We start from the raw sequence: 15,244 nt of genomic DNA, 5'->3' as shown, positions 1-15,244 counted from the left end.
GAAATAGATCGGGCGCTGATGGAAAACAGATCGGGCATCGAACGAGTACGGGGCGAGGGCAAATCGATATCACCTGTACGAGAGGCAAATCCATGTCGATGACGAAATCCCAGGTCTGCGTGATCATCGCGGCCCGAAACGCGGCGCCGACAATCGCTGTCGCCATCGCGTCCGCGTTGCGCGAACCGGAAGTGGCGGAAGTCGTCGTCGTCGACGACGCCTCCACCGACGACACCGCGACAGTCGCGCGATCCGCCGACGACGGCAGCGGCCGGCTTGCGGTAATGCGCCTCGACGTCAATCGCGGCCCCTCCTTCGCCCGCAACGCCGCGATCGCCAGCTCGAGATCGCCGTTCATCAGCATTCTCGATGCCGACGATTTTTTTCTCGAAGGCCGGTTTCGCAACCTGTTTGCCGGCGCCGATTGGGATTTCGCGGCGGACAACATCATGCTGATCAGGGATGATGCGACGGGCGACGCGACGAAAATCGTCGCCCCGCAATTTGACGCGGATCCGGAATTCCTCGATTTCGAGCGCTTCGTCGAAGGCAATATCTCGAGGCGCCGCGTGCAAAGGGGCGAACTGGGCTTCCTCAAGCCGGTGATCAGCCGTGCCTTCCTCGACCGGCATGGGCTGCGCTATGACGAGAGCTTGCGGCTGGGCGAGGACTATGAGCTCTACGCCCGCGCGGTCGCCTGCGGGGCGCGGTTCAAGGTCATCCGCTCGTGCGGCTACGGCGCCATCGTCCGCGCTGATTCGCTCAGCGGCCGCCACAAGACGCAGGACCTGAAGCGTCTGGCCGATGCGGATCTGGCGCTGCTGGCGATCGACAGCCTGCCGGAAGGCTCGAAAGCGGTGCTGCGGCGGCACGAGCGGCATGTGCGCGACAAATACCGGCTGCGCAATTTCCTCGACGTCAAGGCCGAGCGCGGGCTGGCATCGGCCGCGGCCTACGCCTTCGCCAGCCAATCCAACCTCGTCCCAATCGTCCAGGGCGTGGCTTCCGACAAGCTCGAAGCGCTGTTTCGCCGCGTCGGCCTTGTGTCCAGGCACAAGCATGTGCCGCCGTTGCGCTTTCTGATGGCCGGCACCAGCACAGGCAAGGCGCGGTGAAACTGTCCGCGTCGTCCGAGTTGCCCGCCGATGACAAGCTCATCGCGCAAACCATTTCGGTCCGATTTATGAGTTTACGAACTGGGTGGTTGCCTCGCGGCTCCGAGGATGGCAGTCTATGTTGCGGTGCAGCAAATTCAACGACCAGCCGAACTGGCCCCCGATCGGATTGGTCTGATGTCTCTCCCTCAGTGGAGCAGGACAATGCAACGTGAGTTTTTGAGCCCCGGCTGCGGGGATCGGCCAGAAGCCCCGGCCACGGGCCGGCGATGACAGGGATCTAAGTTCATGGCCTCGATATTCGGTTTCAGATCAAGGGATCCGGCCCGCGACCGGCAGACCGATGGTTCACGCCTCGATCGTCTGGCAAAGCTGTTTGAGCAGATCGCGGTCGAGATCGAGGCCGAAAGGGCCGGGTTGGAGAATCGCTATCGCACGAAAGCGACCAACGCCGCTTTCCTGGTCGAAGCGATGGAGAACGGCTCCACCTCCGACCGTCGGTCATCCGAAGTCAGCGAACTGACGAAGTCGATCCTGAACTGCGAACGCCGCATCGCGGAGTTGTCGCGCCAGAACGGCATGATGAAAGAGCTTCGTCATTCGCTGGACATGGTCTTCGACGAGAAAGCGCCGTCCGATTCGGCCACCTCCACGGAATTCGCCAGACCGGCGGGCGCTGGCAGAGGTTGAACGTGAAGGCCCGGAATTGTTGCAGCAGACTTGATGCGAGGCAGGACGAGGGAACGAGAGGGGTCAAACAGGAGGTCAAGGTTGGCCCGTTCAGGAGCGGTTCGAAAGTCGACTTTGGGTTGGGGATGCACAGCACAAAGGTGAGTTTGGTATGAATTCGAATCCGAAAACTATGTCCACCATCGCAACCGGCGGAACGCCGTTCACGCGCCGCGCAAGGCAAGCAGGCCTCAGGCGGTTGAGTGCGATCAGCGCGTTGCTGCTGGCCGCACTTGGCAGCCTGTCGACGGCTCCGTCCCATGCCCAGGACATTGCGACGTCGCCATCATTCGTCGATGATTTCACCAGCTTCGATCGTGCACGCTGGTATGTTTCCGACGGCTGGTCGAACGGCAGTCATCAAAATTGCACCTGGTCGAAAGGCCTGGTCGAGCTTTCCGACGGCGTGCTGTCGCTTGGCTTCGAAAAGCAGAAGCTGAAGGATCGAGACTACGCCTGCGGCGAGATCCAGACCAAGCAGCGTTTCGGCTACGGCACCTATGAGGCGCGGATGAAGACCGACACCGGCTCTGGTCTCAACGCGGCTTTCTTCTCCTATATCGGCCCCACCGACAAGCAGCCCTGGGACGAAATCGACTTCGAAATCCTGACCAAGGACACCTCGAAGGTGCAGGTCAACGCCTATATCGCCGGCAAGGGCAAGAATGAGAAGCTGGTCGACGTGGCCGGCGGCACCGAAAACGCCTTCAACGACTACGCCTTCGTCTGGGAGAAGGACAGCTTGCGCTGGTACGTCAACGGCAAGTTGGTGAACACCATCACCGATCCGGCGAAATTGCCAACCCATGCCCAGAAGATATTCTTCAGCCTTTGGGGAAGCGACAAGATGACCGGCTGGATGGGAGCGTTCGCGGATCCAGGCCGCAAGCTTAAGCTGCAGATCGATCGTGTCGCGTTCACCGCCCTGGGCGAGCCCTGCCAGTTTCCGGAATCGCTGGCATGCAGCATAAAGTAATTGGGAAAGTCGACTTGAACTGGCAGGGCCGAAAGCGGTCCGCTGCCTTGCATGGGAATGAAACCGAATGAATTTGACGGTCTTTGGAATTGGTTATGTCGGTCTCGTGCAGGCGGCGGTGCTTGCCGAAGTCGGGCACCAGGTGGTGTGCGTCGACATCGACGCCAACAGGGTCGAGCGGCTCAACCAGGGCTTCGTGCCGATCTTCGAGCCTGGACTGGAAAGCCTCGTCAAGGAGAACCACGCCGCTGGCCGCATCAAGTTCACCACCGATGCCGCGGCCGCGGTCAGGCATGGCGAAATCCAGATGATCGCGGTCGGCACGCCGCCCGGCGAGGACGGTTCGGCCGATCTCAAATATGTGCTGGCCGTCGCCGAGACCATCGGCCGCGAGATGGACTCCCCGAAGATCATCGTCGGCAAATCGACCGTGCCGGTCGGCACCTGCGAGAAGGTGAAGGCTAGGATCGCCGAAACACTGAAGAAAAGAGGCCGCGAGGACCTGGCCTTCGACGTCGCTTCGAATCCGGAATTCCTCAAGGAGGGTTCCGCGGTTGCCGATTGCATGAAGCCCGACCGCATCATCGTCGGCACCGACAGCGAGGGCACCGAGGCGGTGATGCGCGAGCTCTACGCTCCCTTCAACCGCAACCACGAGAAGATGATCGTGATGGACGTGCGCAGCGCAGAGTTCACCAAATACGCCGCCAATTGCATGCTGGCGACCAAGATCAGCTTCATGAACGAGATGGCCAACCTGGCAGAGCAGCTCGGCGCCGACATCGAAGAGGTCCGCAAGGGCATCGGCAGCGATCCGCGCATCGGCTACCACTTCATCTATCCGGGTCTTGGTTATGGCGGCTCGTGCTTTCCCAAGGATGTGCGCGCCCTGATCAAGACCGCCGAAGGCGTCAAGTTCGACGCCAAGCTGCTGCGCGCCGTCGAGGAGCGCAACAACGAGCAGAAATCGGTGCTGTTCGACAAGGTGAACCGCTATTTCAAGGGCAACCTCAAGGGCAAGACTTTTGCGCTGTGGGGGCTGGCCTTCAAGCCCAACACCGACGACATGCGCGAGGCGCCGGCACGCACGCTGATGGAGGCACTGTGGAACGCCGGCGCCAATGTGCAGGCCTATGACCCCGAAGCGATGCAGGAATGCCAGGCCATCTACGGGCTGCGCGACGACCTGCTGCTGTGCGGTACCAAGGAAGCAGCCCTGCGTGGCGCCGATGCGCTGCTGATCGCCACCGAATGGAAGAGTTTCCGTGCGCCGTCCTTCGACGCGATGAAAGATGCTCTGACCACGCCGATCATCTTCGATGGCCGCAACCTGTATGACCCCAAGGTCATCGCCCGCCACGGCATCGAATATCATTCGATCGGCAGAATGGCGGCGTGAGGGTCGGAGCGAAGAGCAGGAAGCAGAATCTGGCGGGCGCGCCCGGCGCGGAAAGGAGTTGTGTCTGATGGTGCTGGACGTAAAGCCCGAGCAAATCACCAGGGATCATTTCGATCTCGTCGCAATCGGTTCCGGCTTCGGTTCGGCCTTCTTCCTGCATGAGTTTGCCAGGCGGCGAAAGGCACGCGTCCTGGTGCTCGAATGGGGCCGGCACAACACCCATGAATGGCAGCTCGCGCAGAACGCCAACACCGATATCGACGACGAGACGACCTACAAGACCAATTCCGACAAGCCGTGGAATTACACCATCGGACTGGGTGGCGGCACCAATTGCTGGTTCGCGCAGACGCCAAGGTTCCATCCCAACGACTTCAGGCTGAAAAGCACCTATGGTATCGGCAACGACTGGCCGATCAGCTATGACGACGTCGAGCCGTTCTACTGCGACGCTGAAGACATCATGTCGATCTCGGGCGATCCCGACATGGCGGCGATGCTGCCACGCTCGAAGCCGTTTCCGCAACCGCCGCATCGTATGTCGACGCCGGACCGGATGATGAAGGCGGCGCAGCCCGGCCAGCATTTCGTCATGCCAACGGCACGGGCGCGAGTGCCGACCGCGCAGCGCACCTCCTGCTGTGCCAATCTGCGCTGCTGGCTGTGTCCGGTCGACGCCAAATTCACCGTCAACAACGGGTTGATGCATGTCTTCGAGCATCCCGACATTTCGGTCTGCCTCGGTGCGGAGGTGCGGCGGCTCGATCACGTCGGCGGCACGGTCCGCTCGGTCACGTTCACGCATGATGGCAAGGAATACCAGGTCAGCGGCGACCTTTTCCTTCTTGGCGCCAATGCCATCCAGAGCGCGGCGATCATGCTGAGATCCGGGCTGGGCGGCGAATTCGTCGGTCGCGGCCTGCATGAATCCTACGGTTGGAACTTCGAGGTCTATCTCGACGGTGTCGACAATTTCGACGGCAGCACCATCACGACCGGCCTGAACTTCGGCCTCTATGACGGTCCGCACCGATCGGAGCATGCGGCGGCGCTGGTCTATTTCGAGAACCGCTGGCAGCACGGAATGCGTGCGGAAAAGGGACGGCTGCGCCAGGCGCTGCCACTCGTCGTGGTCACCGAAAACCTGCTCGACCACGAAAATTTCGTCACCCTCGACGAGGACGAGAACGCCTTCGTCAGCTTCAAGGCGCCGTCGGACTACGCGGTGAAGGGCATGGCTCGCGCGCTGGAGAAATTGCCTGACCTTTTGGCCCCGCTGCCAGTCGAAAAGCTCTTCGATCGTGGCATCCGGCCAACCGAATCGCACGTCCAGGGCACGCTGAGGATGGGCTCCGGCCCGGCCGATTCGGTGATCGACAGCGACATGATCCATCACCAGCTGAGAAACCTGGTTGTCGTCGGCACCAGCACCTATCCGAGCTGCTCCTGCGCCAACCCGAGCCTGACCGCCGCGGCCCTCTCCCTGAGGGCGGCGAGCCGCATGGCCTAGAAGGAGGGCATCGAATGATCGAAATTTCCAGACGCTCGGCCTTGGCGATCGTGGCCGGTGGGGTGGTGTCGACCGGTGTCGCCTTTGCCGCCGTCAGTTCGTTTTCGGATGAGGATCTGGTGCGCGTCACACTCGAAAAATACCTCGGCAGGCTGAACATCCGCCTCGAGCATCTGCAGCAGTTCGTGCTGGAATTCCGCAACCGGAACCCGTGGATATTTCCCAGCGAGAAGCTTAGCGACGCCGTCACGTTGGTCGAGGAGCTCAAATTGGGCGCCGCCCGCCGCCTGCTGCCCCAGGAGAAGCGGGAAGATCTGGTGCATTTCGACCGCTGGGTCATCGCCGAATTCCATATGCTGACAGACTATGCCTGGCGCAGTTCACCAAGTGATCCGATCCGCTTCACCGGGTGGCAGTCATGCACCAATCCGTTCGCGAATCTGGAGCCGCCGAAGCTTGCCTGACGTCGAAAGCGAGGCGCCGCCGGTGGCCTCGGAACCGAAATACGAGATGCGACAAGGAGCCCGATCCCATGAAAGTCCTTTTTGCAGGTGGCAGTGGCTACCCACCCGAGTTCAGCGGCGGTGTTCAGTCGAGCACGCACCATCTGGCCGAACAACTGATCGAACATGGGCACGAAGCCGCGGTGCTCGCCGCCCTGTTCGGCGATGGTGTCTTCGGCCTGAAGGCGCGCGCCAAGATGAAGCTGCTGCGGCAGCCGGCGGGTATCGACTGCTATCCCGGCTATCCTGTGGTGCGGGCCTGGTTTCCCTGGGAAGCGGCGACCTTTGCCGTCGACAAGCTGAAGCCGGATGTGGCCGTGGTCCAGTGCCACAAATCGGTTCCGCTCGGCAAGGCGCTGCAGGCGGAGGGCGTGCCTTTGGTTGTCTATCTCCGCAACGTCGAATTCCATGAACTGGGCGGCGACCTGCGCGAGCTCCATTCAGCGCTGTACATCGCCAATTCGGAGTTCACCGCGCGCACCTATAGACGAGAATTCGGCATCGAGGCGACGGTGATCCCGCCGACCATCAATCCGGCGCACTACAGCACGCCTACGACGGGCCAGTTTGTCACACTGATCAATCCCTATGAGGAAAAGGGTTTTGAACTCGCGGTGCGCATCGCCGGCGCGTGCCGCGAAATCCCGTTCCTGTTCGTCGAAAGCTGGAAGCTGGAGGACGATCATCGGGCGCGAATCGAACAGACGATCGCCCCTTTGGGCAATGTCGTGCTGGAGAGCCGCACCAGCGACATGAAGACGGTCTATGGCCGCACCAAGATCCTGCTTGCTCCGAGCAAGTGGGAAGAGGCCTGGGGTCGCGTCGCGTCGGAGGCCCATTGCAGCGGAATCCCGGTCGTCGGCTCGCGGCGTGGTGGCCTGCCCGAGGCGATCGGTTCAGGTGGCGTGGTGCTCGACTACGATGCTCCGCTGGCCGACTGGGTAGCTGCCGTCAGGCGGCTGTGGAACGACAGCCAGGAATACGACCGGCTTTCGGGCCTCGCGCGCGGCTTCGCCGGGCGCCCGGAACTCGATCCCGATCGCCAGTTCATCACCTTCTTCTCGATATTGGACAGGGCGATGCAACAGCGCGCGCGCCAAGCCGCGTAACCAGGGCTCGAGGGTGGCAGCGGATCAGGCCGGGCGTTTGACCCGGCTTTTCAGCGTCTCATAACCACGGGCGCCGAGCAGGGCGCGGGCAAGGGTCTTGGCGGCGCTCTTGCGGCCCTCTTGCGAGTTGATCTGCCGCAACCGTGCCGGCAGGTTGCGGGCTGCCTGGCCAAGCGCCGGCAACGACAGCGCGTCTGGAAAGCTGACCATATGCGTTTCGACGCACAGCACCGGCTTGCCGGACAGTTCGGTGATCCTCAGCGCCTGCTCGTGCTCGCTCTCGATGAACAGGATGGCATCGGATTTGCGGTAGAAATCGGCCTTGAAACTGCCATGCGCGCCAAGCCGCTGCCGTTCCGCCTTGCTCGGCAGATCGAGCATGACCAGCTGGTCGTATTTGATCCCGCTCTTGTCCAGCCACGCCTCGGTCAGCGCGCGGTATTTCTCCAGCCGACTGGTGACCAGCCAGCCGATCTTGTGGGTGGGGGCATAGAGAGGCCGCGCTTCGCTGAGGAACTTTTCGTAAGCCGGGCCGTCGTCGTTTTCGGCTTCGGTCGGATCGAGGCACAGCACGCCGTCAATATCGACGCAGCATTGCGCCAGGAATTTGTGATGCATGAAGTTCCACTGGAACATGCGCGGATGCGGCACGACCTCGAACACCACATCGGTCTCCTGATGCCGAGGCTCGAGACCGAACACGGCGGCAAAGGTGAAGTCTCCTTCGATGCCGGCAGCCTGAATACGGGCGCGCGCGTCACGCATCGCGTTGCCGCCGGCGACGCTGTCGTCGATCACCAGCACCTTGCGCATCTCGGAGACCTTGCGGTCGAGTGCCGCCCGGCGCTTGGTGATGCCGGACGTGTAGACCCGGCCGGCCAGGAAGCTGTCGAGATCAGTCATCGGAATGTTCGCCGAAAGACTGACCAGCGTCGCAGCCAGGATGCCGCTTCTGGGAACGCCGACGACCAGGTCGATGTCGCGCGGCAGCCGGTACAGGCCCCTGACGATGGCGTCGTTCATGTCGGAAATCGATCGGTAATGCATGGGTTCAGACCTGGTCCTGGAGTGAATGTCCGTACCTGTCGAGGTCGCGCAACTATTGCGCCTCGCGTGGTGTCGCCGCGGGCAGCCTTGCCGGCAGCATCTTCAAAGCCTCGCGCAGGGCTTCGCGGCCGGATGCGAATGCCAACGCAATGACGATGGTGATCAGGTAGGCGAGAATGGCGCCGCTGGCCAAGCCAATGACATGCTGCTGCGGCAGCAGCGGCTTGATGAACCAGATGGCGGCCAGCGCCAGATGGGCGCCAAGCACGAATGGCGTTGCCGCGCGCAGCACATGATGCGCCTGCAGCGGACCGCTCTTGCCGACATAGAGCCATAGGAATGGCGTTCTCAGATACTCGCTGATCGCATAGGCAATCGCCACGCCCAGTGCGCCATAGGGCAGGCCGAGCGCGAAGGCCAGCACCGAGGTCACGGCCGTGACGATGCCCCAGCGCATGAAGTCGCCGGAGCGGCCCTGGCTGACGAAAAGCCATCCCGCCGGATTGTTGAGCGGCTGCAGCAGCCCGGCGAAGCCGAGCGCCAGGAAAATGCTGGCGCTCGCGCGCCATTGCTCGCCGAGCACGAAGGGGATCAGCACGTCCGACATCGCGGTGGCGAAGGCGACCCCCGGAAGCGCCACCAGCAGGATCAGCGGCATGACGCGCAGATAGGCGCTGCGATAGCGGTCCGGCTCGTCCTTCAGCCTGGACAGCGCCGGAACCATGACCTTCGACAATGGGTTGGTGATCTGGCTCAGCGGAAACAAAAGCAGCTTGTAGGCGCGGTCATAAAGGCCGAGCTGGGCTTCGCCCCAGTATTTGCCGATCAGCACGTTGTCGAGGTTGCGGGCAAAGAAATTGGCGAAGTTGAAGCCGGTGATGCCGGCGCCGAAATTGATCAGTTCACTGATTCCGGCTACCTTGCGCGGCAGGCCGGGGCGCCAGCGCGAGCTTGCCCAATAGCAGAGCGTCGGCAGCACCGCGCCGGTCAGCGTGCCGGCGAACAGCGCCCAATAGGAGCGGTCGATGAAGGTCCAGGCGATCGATACGGCCAGACCCACGACGGCGCTGGCGACGTCGATGACGGCCAGCCGGCCGAACTGCATGCGGCGCGTCAAAAGCGCCAGATGCTGCGCGCCGAGCCCATAGGCCATGATCTGCAGCCCGAACGCGGCTACCAGGCCGGCCACGCGCGGCTCGCCATAAAAGGCGGCGACCAGCGGAGCGGCACCCGCAAGCACACAGGCCAGGATCGCGCTGACGGCAACATTGATCCAGAAGAGGTAGTTCACCTCCTCATGCCGAATGCCGTTTTTCTGGATTGTCGCCTGGGTCAGGCCGAAATCCTGGAACAGCGCGATGAAGGCCAGCACTGGCGCACACATAGCAACGACGCCGAAATCCTGCGGCGACAACAGCCGCGACAGCACGATGACGGATATGATCTGTGTCGCGACCCGCACCGATTGCGCCATGGCCGTGACAACCGCGCCGCGCCCGACAGATTTGCGCAGAGAGCCTTCCGGCGGATCGAATGCATTGGCTTCCAAATTCAGGATTCCTGATTTTTGCGCGGATTCCGAGCCCGAAAATCCACTACCGCCGCCAACGGACAAACTACGGCAATAATTTTGCAGTGCAACAGAAAACGTGGATCACTGCGCCAAAAATGTTGCGATGCAGCAAGACCTGTACTAGGTTCCCCTTGGGTGGGCCAACAGCGGTCGAGTTTTCATGCTGCATGTCTTGTACCTTGTACACGACGTTTCCGACCCGGCAGTGCGCCGGCGGATCATAATGCTGAGGGCAGGTGGAGCCCAGGTCACCTTGGCCGGCTTTCGTCGCACCACGAATCCGATTGCGGATATCGAGGGATTGCGGCCGATCGACCTTGGCGCGACGCGTGACGGGCGATTCGGCCAGCGGCTCGCGGCCATCGCCAAGGCGGCGGTTTCAATAGGCTCCAAGCTTGGCGGCATGCCAAGGCCCGATCTCATCATTGCGCGCAACCTGGAAATGCTGGCGCTTGCCCGCCGCGCCGGATCGGCCTTCAGTGCATCGGTTCCGATCGTCTACGAATGCCTCGACATTCATCGCCTTGTGCTTCGCAACGATGTCCTGGGCAAGGCACTGCGTGCCACCGAACGCTTTCTGGCCAGGGACGTGAAACTGCTGGTGACCAGCTCGCCTGCCTTCATCGCCAATTATTTCAAACCGTTCGGCCAGGTCGCGGCGCCGGTCGAACTGGTTGAGAACAAGTATTTCGAGGCCGCCGCGATCTTGCCCGGCGCTTCCGAGGCGCCCGGTGATTCGGAGGCGGCTGAGAGTCCGGTCGGACCGCCATGGCGGATCGGGTGGTTCGGCGCGCTGCGCTGCCGGCGCTCGCTCAAACTGCTGGCCGATTTTTCGCGCCGGATGGAGGGACGCTTCGAGATCGTGCTGCGCGGCCGTCCGGCCCTGTCCGAATTCCCGGATTTCCATGCGTTCGTCGAATCCGAGCCGTGGCTGTCGTTTCGCGGGCCGTATCGCAATCCAGAGGACATGGCGGCGATCTACGGCGAAGTCCATTTTTCCTGGGCGATCGATTTCTTCGAAGCGGGGCAGAACTCGGAATGGCTGCTGCCCAACCGCCTCTATGAAGGCTGCCGCTTCGGCGCGGTGCCGATCTCGATGGGCAACACCGAAACCGGGCGGTTCCTCAGCCAGCAGGATATCGGCATTCTCTTGCCAGTGGCTTCGCCCGAGGCGCTCAAGGCCACACTTGGCAAGATGGACGAGCATTGCTTTGCCAGGTTGAAGACGCGTGTTGTTGCCCGCAACCCGAGGACCTGGAGCTATGACCGCAGCGATTGCCGAGCGCTTGTCGAGCGGCTGCGCAGCCTGACCGCCGTATCGGGTTCGTTTGCGGCCGAGGCATTGGCATAGGATGACTGAACATGGACAGAGGCTGATGACGCAGACTAAAAAAACTTCATCCAGCCTGATCGTTATTCCGTGCCTGAACGAAGCGGCTCATATCGGTGTGCTGCTCGATCAACTGCGCCCCGCCGCGGCAAGGCTTGGCGCCAGGATCATCGTCGCCGACGGCGGCAGCACCGACGGCACGCTGGCTATCGTCAAAGACATCGCAAGCAAGGATCCGCGCGTTATCCTGCTTCACAACGAACGGCGCATCCAGAGCGCGGCGATAAACCTCGCCGTCGGCACCTTCGGCGAAGGTGCCGACTATCTCATCCGCATCGATGCGCATGGCGGCTATCCCGACGACTATTGTGATCGGCTGGTCGAGGAGGCGTTGGCCACCGGGGCGGATTCGGTTGTGGTTTCGATGCTGACCAGCGGCAGCGGCACCGTGCAGAAGGCCGTCGCGGCGGCACAGAATTCCAAGCTCGGCACCGGCGGCTCCAAGCACCGGCACCTCTCAGCCGGAGAGTGGGTCGATCACGGTCATCACGCGCTGATTCGGATTTCGTCCTTCGGTTCTGTCGGCGGCTATGACGAGACGTTCAGCCACAACGAGGATGCCGAACTCGACTACAGGCTGAGGCAAGCCGGCTACAAGATCTGGATGAGCGGCAAGACGCAGATGATCTACTATCCGCGCGCCTCGCTCCGTGGCCTCTATTTCCAGTATCTCGGCTATGGTCGCGGCCGCGCCAAGAATGTGCTGAAGCACCGCGTCATCCCGAAGGTCCGGCAGATGGTGCCGCTCCTGGTGTTTCCGGTCGTGTTGCTGGCGGCCTTCTCCTTCGTGCACTGGCTGGCGGCGGTGCCGCTTTTGCTGTGGGCCTCGGTGTGCCAAGGCTATGGCCTGTGGACGGCCATCCGCCAGCGCAACGCCGACATCGCGCTTGCCGGCGTCTCGGCGATGGTCATGCATCTTGGCTGGTCTGTCGGCTTCTGGCTGCAGCTTCTCGGCCTCCGGTCGCGGCGCGGGGTGGCGTGATGGCGGTGCAGGCCAAGAACCGCAGCATCGACATCGGCGTCTGCACGTTCCGCCGGCCGGAACTGGCCGACACGCTGCGCTCGCTCGACGCCATGGATATGCCGGTGGGGTTCGATATCAGCATCATCGTCGCCGACAATGACGACACGCCGTCCGCCCGGGACCTGGTGACGGCGCTGTCGCGGGAATTGACGCTGCCGATCCGCTATCAGCATTGCCCGGCGCGCAACATTTCGATCGCCCGCAACGCTTGCCTCGACGCCAGCATGGCGGATTTCGTCGCTTTCATCGACGATGACGAGACGGCCACGCCCCGCTGGCTCGCCGAGCTGGTCGCCATGGCGCAATCGAGCGGTGCGGCCGCCGTGCTTGGCCCGGTCAGGGCGCGCTATCGCCCGGATGCGCCGGACTGGATGCGGCGCGGCGACTTCCATTCGACCTTGCCCGTCTGGGTGCGCGGCGAGATCCAGACCGGCTACACCTGCAACGTCCTGCTCCGCATGGGATCGGACAGCCTGCGTGGCCGCCGCTTCAGCCTGGCGCGTGGCCAGACCGGCGGCGAAGACACCGAGTTCTTCGACCAGATGCACAAAGCGGGAGGCCGCATCTTCTTTTCGCCCGAGGCCTGGGTCGACGAGGTGGTGCCGCGCTCGAGGGCGGCCTTCGACTGGCTCGGCCGCCGCCGCTTCCGCGTCGGGCAGACGCATGGGCATCTTCTGGGGCGCAACGCGCGCGGCATCGGCCTGGTCAAGCAGGTCGGGCTGGCGTCGGCAAAGGCCATCTATTGCTTCGCCTCGGCAGTTCCGGTCGTCATCAGTCCGGTTCGCAGGAACCGCAGCGTGCTGCGCGGCATTATGCATGTCGGCGTCGTCAGTGGCCTCGTCGGCATCCGCGAAATCCGCCTCTACGGCCAGCCTTCGCCGCAGGAAGGAGGCAAGCGTGCAGCCTGACGTCAGCTTTGTCATCGCCGCCTACAACGCCGAGGCGACCCTCGACCGGGCGATCGCGAGCGCCATCGCCCAGAAGAACGTCACGGTCGAAATCATCGTTGTCGACGACAAGTCGCGCGACGCTACGCTCGACGTGGCGCGGGCCTACCCTCCCGAAATCGTTCGCGTCATCGCCCTGGCCAGCAACCGCGGTCCCGGCGGCGCCAGGAATGCCGGGCTCGATGGCGCCCGCGGCAGATGGATCGCGGTTCTCGATTCCGACGACGCCGTCTTTCCCGACCGCATCGCCGCCATGATCGCCCGCGCCGAAACGGCGGGCGCGCAGATCGCCGTCGACAATCTGCAGGTCATCCGCGAGGACGGTGTCGTCGAGGACGCGATGTTTCCGACGCGCTATCTGGAGGAGTTGAGCGAAATCTCGCTGGCCAGCTACATCGCCGGCAACGTCGTCTTCGAATCGAAGTTCAATCTCGGCTACCTCAAGCCGATCTTCCAGCGCGAGTTCCTGGATCAAAACGGACTTCGCTATGATGAAAAACTGAGCATCGGCGAAGACTACATCCTGCTTGCCAACGCTTTGGCCAAGGGCGGCAAATGCGTGGTCGAGCCGACGATCGGCTATGCCTATCATATTCGCAGCGGCTCCATCTCCCGCGTGCTCGAGCTTCACCATGTCGAAGCGATGCGCAAGGCAGATGCCGTGTTCGCTCAAACCCATTCGATGGACGAGGCCGCGCAAGTCGCGTTCGCCCGGCGCGGCCGCAGCCTGCGCAAGGCCGCATCGTTCCTGTCTATGGTTCAGCACATCAAGGCGCGGTCCCCGCTCAAGGCGATCCGGACAGCGCTCAGCGACCCGGCGGCGGTCAGGCATATGGGCATGCCGATCGCCGTGCGGTTGCGAAGAGTGGCGGCGCAGTTTGCCGTTGGGGTGGGGAGGTGAAGATGCAGGCACATGGAGGGGTTTTTCGTGGCCTGCGAATGGACTGAAGTCGATCTCCTCAGAAGGAATTTGCGATGAAGAAAATCAGGAAGGCCGTGATACCGGTGGCGGGGCTTGGAACACGGTTCCTGCCGGCGACCAAGTCGATGCCGAAGGAAATGCTTCCCGTCGTCGACAGGCCTGTCGTGCAATATGCGGTGGACGAAGCCTTCGAGGCGGGCATCGAGCACATCGTGTTCGTCACCGGCCGCAACAAGGCGGTGATCGAGGACTATTTCGACCTCCATCCCGAACTGATCGGAACCCTGGAGCAGACCGGCAAGAAGGCGCAATTGCAGTCGCTGGAAAGCCTGCTGCCGGTGGCCGGCGCCACCAGTTTCATCCGCCAGCAATCGCCGCAAGGCCTCGGTCATGCCGTCTGGTGCGCGCGCGAAGTCATCGGCAACGAGCCCTTCGCCTTGCTGCTGCCGGACATGGTGTCGTTTGGTGGGCGGGGCTGCCTGGCCGAGATCGTCGATCTCTATGCTGAAACTGGCGGCAACGTGATCGCCGTCGAGCGCTGCGATCCGACCGAGACCAACAAATACGGCATCGTTGGCCGCGGCGCCGATGTTGGCGGCGGCTTCGAAGTGACGGCCATGGTCGAAAAGCCGGCGCCGGCCAACGCGCCGTCGAACTTCTACATCAACGGCCGCTACATCCTGCAGCCCGAGATTTTCGCGCTTCTGGGCAATCAGCAGCGCGGCGCCGGCAACGAGATCCAGTTGACGGACGCCATGGTCCGCCTGTCGCGGGATCAAGCGTTCTTCGCCCAACCTTTCAAGGGTCGCATGTTCGACTGCGGTTCGAAGGAAGGGTTCATCCAGGCCAACATCGCCTTCGCGCTGGCGCGCGACGACATGAAGGGTCCGATTTTCGAGATGCTTCAGGAGTTCGTCCGGTCGCATGAACGCCAGGAAGAAGCCGCATAATGCCCATGTTTTGGGAGCATTTTCAGATGGCTGATGACGCGGGGCGATAG

At 62.6% G+C, this 15,244-nt stretch carries 14 protein-coding genes; 12 read left to right on the top strand and 2 right to left on the bottom strand.

Features of this window, described 5'->3' with window-relative positions; all coding sequences use genetic code 11:
• Positions 1 to 92: 92 nt before the first annotated feature.
• The 7 genes from AC1RZR_RS02405 (at position 93) to AC1RZR_RS02375 (ending at position 7,341) form a co-directional block, all read left to right on the top strand.
• Positions 93 to 1,115, top strand: a complete 1,023-nt coding sequence (locus tag AC1RZR_RS02405; RefSeq protein ID WP_481827526.1) for a glycosyltransferase family 2 protein — start codon at positions 93 to 95, stop codon at positions 1,113 to 1,115.
• Positions 1,116 to 1,403: 288 nt separating this feature from the next.
• Positions 1,404 to 1,805, top strand: coding sequence for a hypothetical protein (locus AC1RZR_RS02400; RefSeq protein ID WP_481827525.1), 402 nt, complete (start codon positions 1,404 to 1,406; stop codon positions 1,803 to 1,805).
• Between the two features lie 151 nt (positions 1,806 to 1,956).
• Positions 1,957 to 2,820, top strand: coding sequence for an endo-1,3-1,4-beta-glycanase ExoK (exoK, locus tag AC1RZR_RS02395; RefSeq protein ID WP_481827524.1), 864 nt, complete (start codon positions 1,957 to 1,959; stop codon positions 2,818 to 2,820).
• Between the two features lie 67 nt (positions 2,821 to 2,887).
• Positions 2,888 to 4,219, top strand: coding sequence for a UDP-glucose dehydrogenase family protein (locus AC1RZR_RS02390; protein WP_379101445.1), 1,332 nt, complete (start codon positions 2,888 to 2,890; stop codon positions 4,217 to 4,219).
• Positions 4,220 to 4,286: 67 nt separating this feature from the next.
• On the top strand, positions 4,287 to 5,729 hold the full coding sequence (locus AC1RZR_RS02385) for a GMC oxidoreductase (RefSeq protein ID WP_477272324.1): 1,443 nt from the start codon (positions 4,287 to 4,289) through the stop codon (positions 5,727 to 5,729).
• A 14-nt stretch (positions 5,730 to 5,743) separates the two neighbouring features.
• Positions 5,744 to 6,193, top strand: coding sequence for a hypothetical protein (locus AC1RZR_RS02380; RefSeq protein ID WP_477272326.1), 450 nt, complete (start codon positions 5,744 to 5,746; stop codon positions 6,191 to 6,193).
• Positions 6,194 to 6,261: 68 nt separating this feature from the next.
• Entirely contained in the window at positions 6,262 to 7,341 is a 1,080-nt protein-coding gene (locus tag AC1RZR_RS02375) for a glycosyltransferase (protein ID WP_477272328.1), read from the top strand.
• A gap of 24 nt (positions 7,342 to 7,365) precedes the next feature.
• On the opposite strand, the gene AC1RZR_RS02370 is transcribed toward AC1RZR_RS02375, so the two are convergent.
• Both AC1RZR_RS02370 and AC1RZR_RS02365 read right to left on the bottom strand, forming a co-directional pair.
• On the bottom strand, positions 7,366 to 8,388 hold the full coding sequence (locus AC1RZR_RS02370; protein WP_481827523.1) for a phosphoribosyltransferase: 1,023 nt from the start codon (positions 8,386 to 8,388) through the stop codon (positions 7,366 to 7,368).
• A gap of 52 nt (positions 8,389 to 8,440) precedes the next feature.
• A complete protein-coding gene (locus AC1RZR_RS02365) occupies positions 8,441 to 9,937 on the bottom strand; it encodes a lipopolysaccharide biosynthesis protein (RefSeq protein ID WP_481827522.1) in 1,497 nt (498 codons plus the stop codon).
• A 184-nt stretch (positions 9,938 to 10,121) separates the two neighbouring features.
• Here AC1RZR_RS02365 and AC1RZR_RS02360 point away from each other — a divergent pair, with 184 nt between their 5' ends.
• From AC1RZR_RS02360 to AC1RZR_RS02340, 5 genes are all read left to right on the top strand, one after another.
• Positions 10,122 to 11,312: a glycosyltransferase family protein gene (locus tag AC1RZR_RS02360; RefSeq protein WP_477272334.1), complete on the top strand. Its 1,191-nt coding sequence runs from the start codon at positions 10,122 to 10,124 to the stop codon at positions 11,310 to 11,312.
• 25 nt (positions 11,313 to 11,337) lie between these two features.
• Entirely contained in the window at positions 11,338 to 12,333 is a 996-nt protein-coding gene (locus AC1RZR_RS02355) for a glycosyltransferase family 2 protein (protein WP_477272336.1), read from the top strand.
• Entirely contained in the window at positions 12,333 to 13,283 is a 951-nt protein-coding gene (locus AC1RZR_RS02350) for a glycosyltransferase family 2 protein (protein WP_481827521.1), read from the top strand. The genes AC1RZR_RS02355 and AC1RZR_RS02350 overlap by 1 nt, the downstream gene beginning before the upstream one ends.
• Positions 13,273 to 14,223 carry a glycosyltransferase family 2 protein gene (locus AC1RZR_RS02345; protein ID WP_481827520.1) on the top strand — a complete coding sequence of 317 codons (951 nt, stop codon included), beginning with the start codon at positions 13,273 to 13,275 and terminating at the stop codon, positions 14,221 to 14,223. Before AC1RZR_RS02350 ends, AC1RZR_RS02345 begins: the two co-directional genes overlap by 11 nt.
• Before the next feature lie 74 nt (positions 14,224 to 14,297).
• Positions 14,298 to 15,194 carry a UTP--glucose-1-phosphate uridylyltransferase gene (locus AC1RZR_RS02340; protein ID WP_477272342.1) on the top strand — a complete coding sequence of 299 codons (897 nt, stop codon included), beginning with the start codon at positions 14,298 to 14,300 and terminating at the stop codon, positions 15,192 to 15,194.
• Positions 15,195 to 15,244: the final 50 nt, after the last annotated feature.

This window comes from Mesorhizobium bavaricum (genome assembly GCF_056781655.1).
The sequence above is the reverse complement of the archived record's forward strand: the minus strand, read 5'-3'. Positions and strand labels throughout refer to the sequence as shown.

What these genes read in the sequence shown, in the direction of transcription:
- AC1RZR_RS02380 (WP_477272326.1), top strand. Translation starts at nt 5,744, where the DNA reads ATGATCGAAATTTCCAGACGCTCGGCCTTGGCGATCGTGGCCGGTGGG.
- AC1RZR_RS02400 (WP_481827525.1), top strand. Translation starts at nt 1,404, where the DNA reads ATGGCCTCGATATTCGGTTTCAGATCAAGGGATCCGGCCCGCGACCGG.
- AC1RZR_RS02390 (WP_379101445.1), top strand. Translation starts at nt 2,888, where the DNA reads ATGAATTTGACGGTCTTTGGAATTGGTTATGTCGGTCTCGTGCAGGCG.
- AC1RZR_RS02360 (WP_477272334.1), top strand. Translation starts at nt 10,122, where the DNA reads ATGCTGCATGTCTTGTACCTTGTACACGACGTTTCCGACCCGGCAGTG.
- AC1RZR_RS02385 (WP_477272324.1), top strand. Translation starts at nt 4,287, where the DNA reads ATGGTGCTGGACGTAAAGCCCGAGCAAATCACCAGGGATCATTTCGAT.
- AC1RZR_RS02375 (WP_477272328.1), top strand. Translation starts at nt 6,262, where the DNA reads ATGAAAGTCCTTTTTGCAGGTGGCAGTGGCTACCCACCCGAGTTCAGC.
- AC1RZR_RS02350 (WP_481827521.1), top strand. Translation starts at nt 12,333, where the DNA reads ATGGCGGTGCAGGCCAAGAACCGCAGCATCGACATCGGCGTCTGCACG.
- AC1RZR_RS02405 (WP_481827526.1), top strand. Translation starts at nt 93, where the DNA reads ATGTCGATGACGAAATCCCAGGTCTGCGTGATCATCGCGGCCCGAAAC.
- AC1RZR_RS02355 (WP_477272336.1), top strand. Translation starts at nt 11,338, where the DNA reads ATGACGCAGACTAAAAAAACTTCATCCAGCCTGATCGTTATTCCGTGC.
- AC1RZR_RS02340 (WP_477272342.1), top strand. Translation starts at nt 14,298, where the DNA reads ATGAAGAAAATCAGGAAGGCCGTGATACCGGTGGCGGGGCTTGGAACA.
- exoK (WP_481827524.1), top strand. Translation starts at nt 1,957, where the DNA reads ATGAATTCGAATCCGAAAACTATGTCCACCATCGCAACCGGCGGAACG.
- AC1RZR_RS02370 (WP_481827523.1), bottom strand. Translation starts at nt 8,388, where the DNA reads ATGCATTACCGATCGATTTCCGACATGAACGACGCCATCGTCAGGGGC.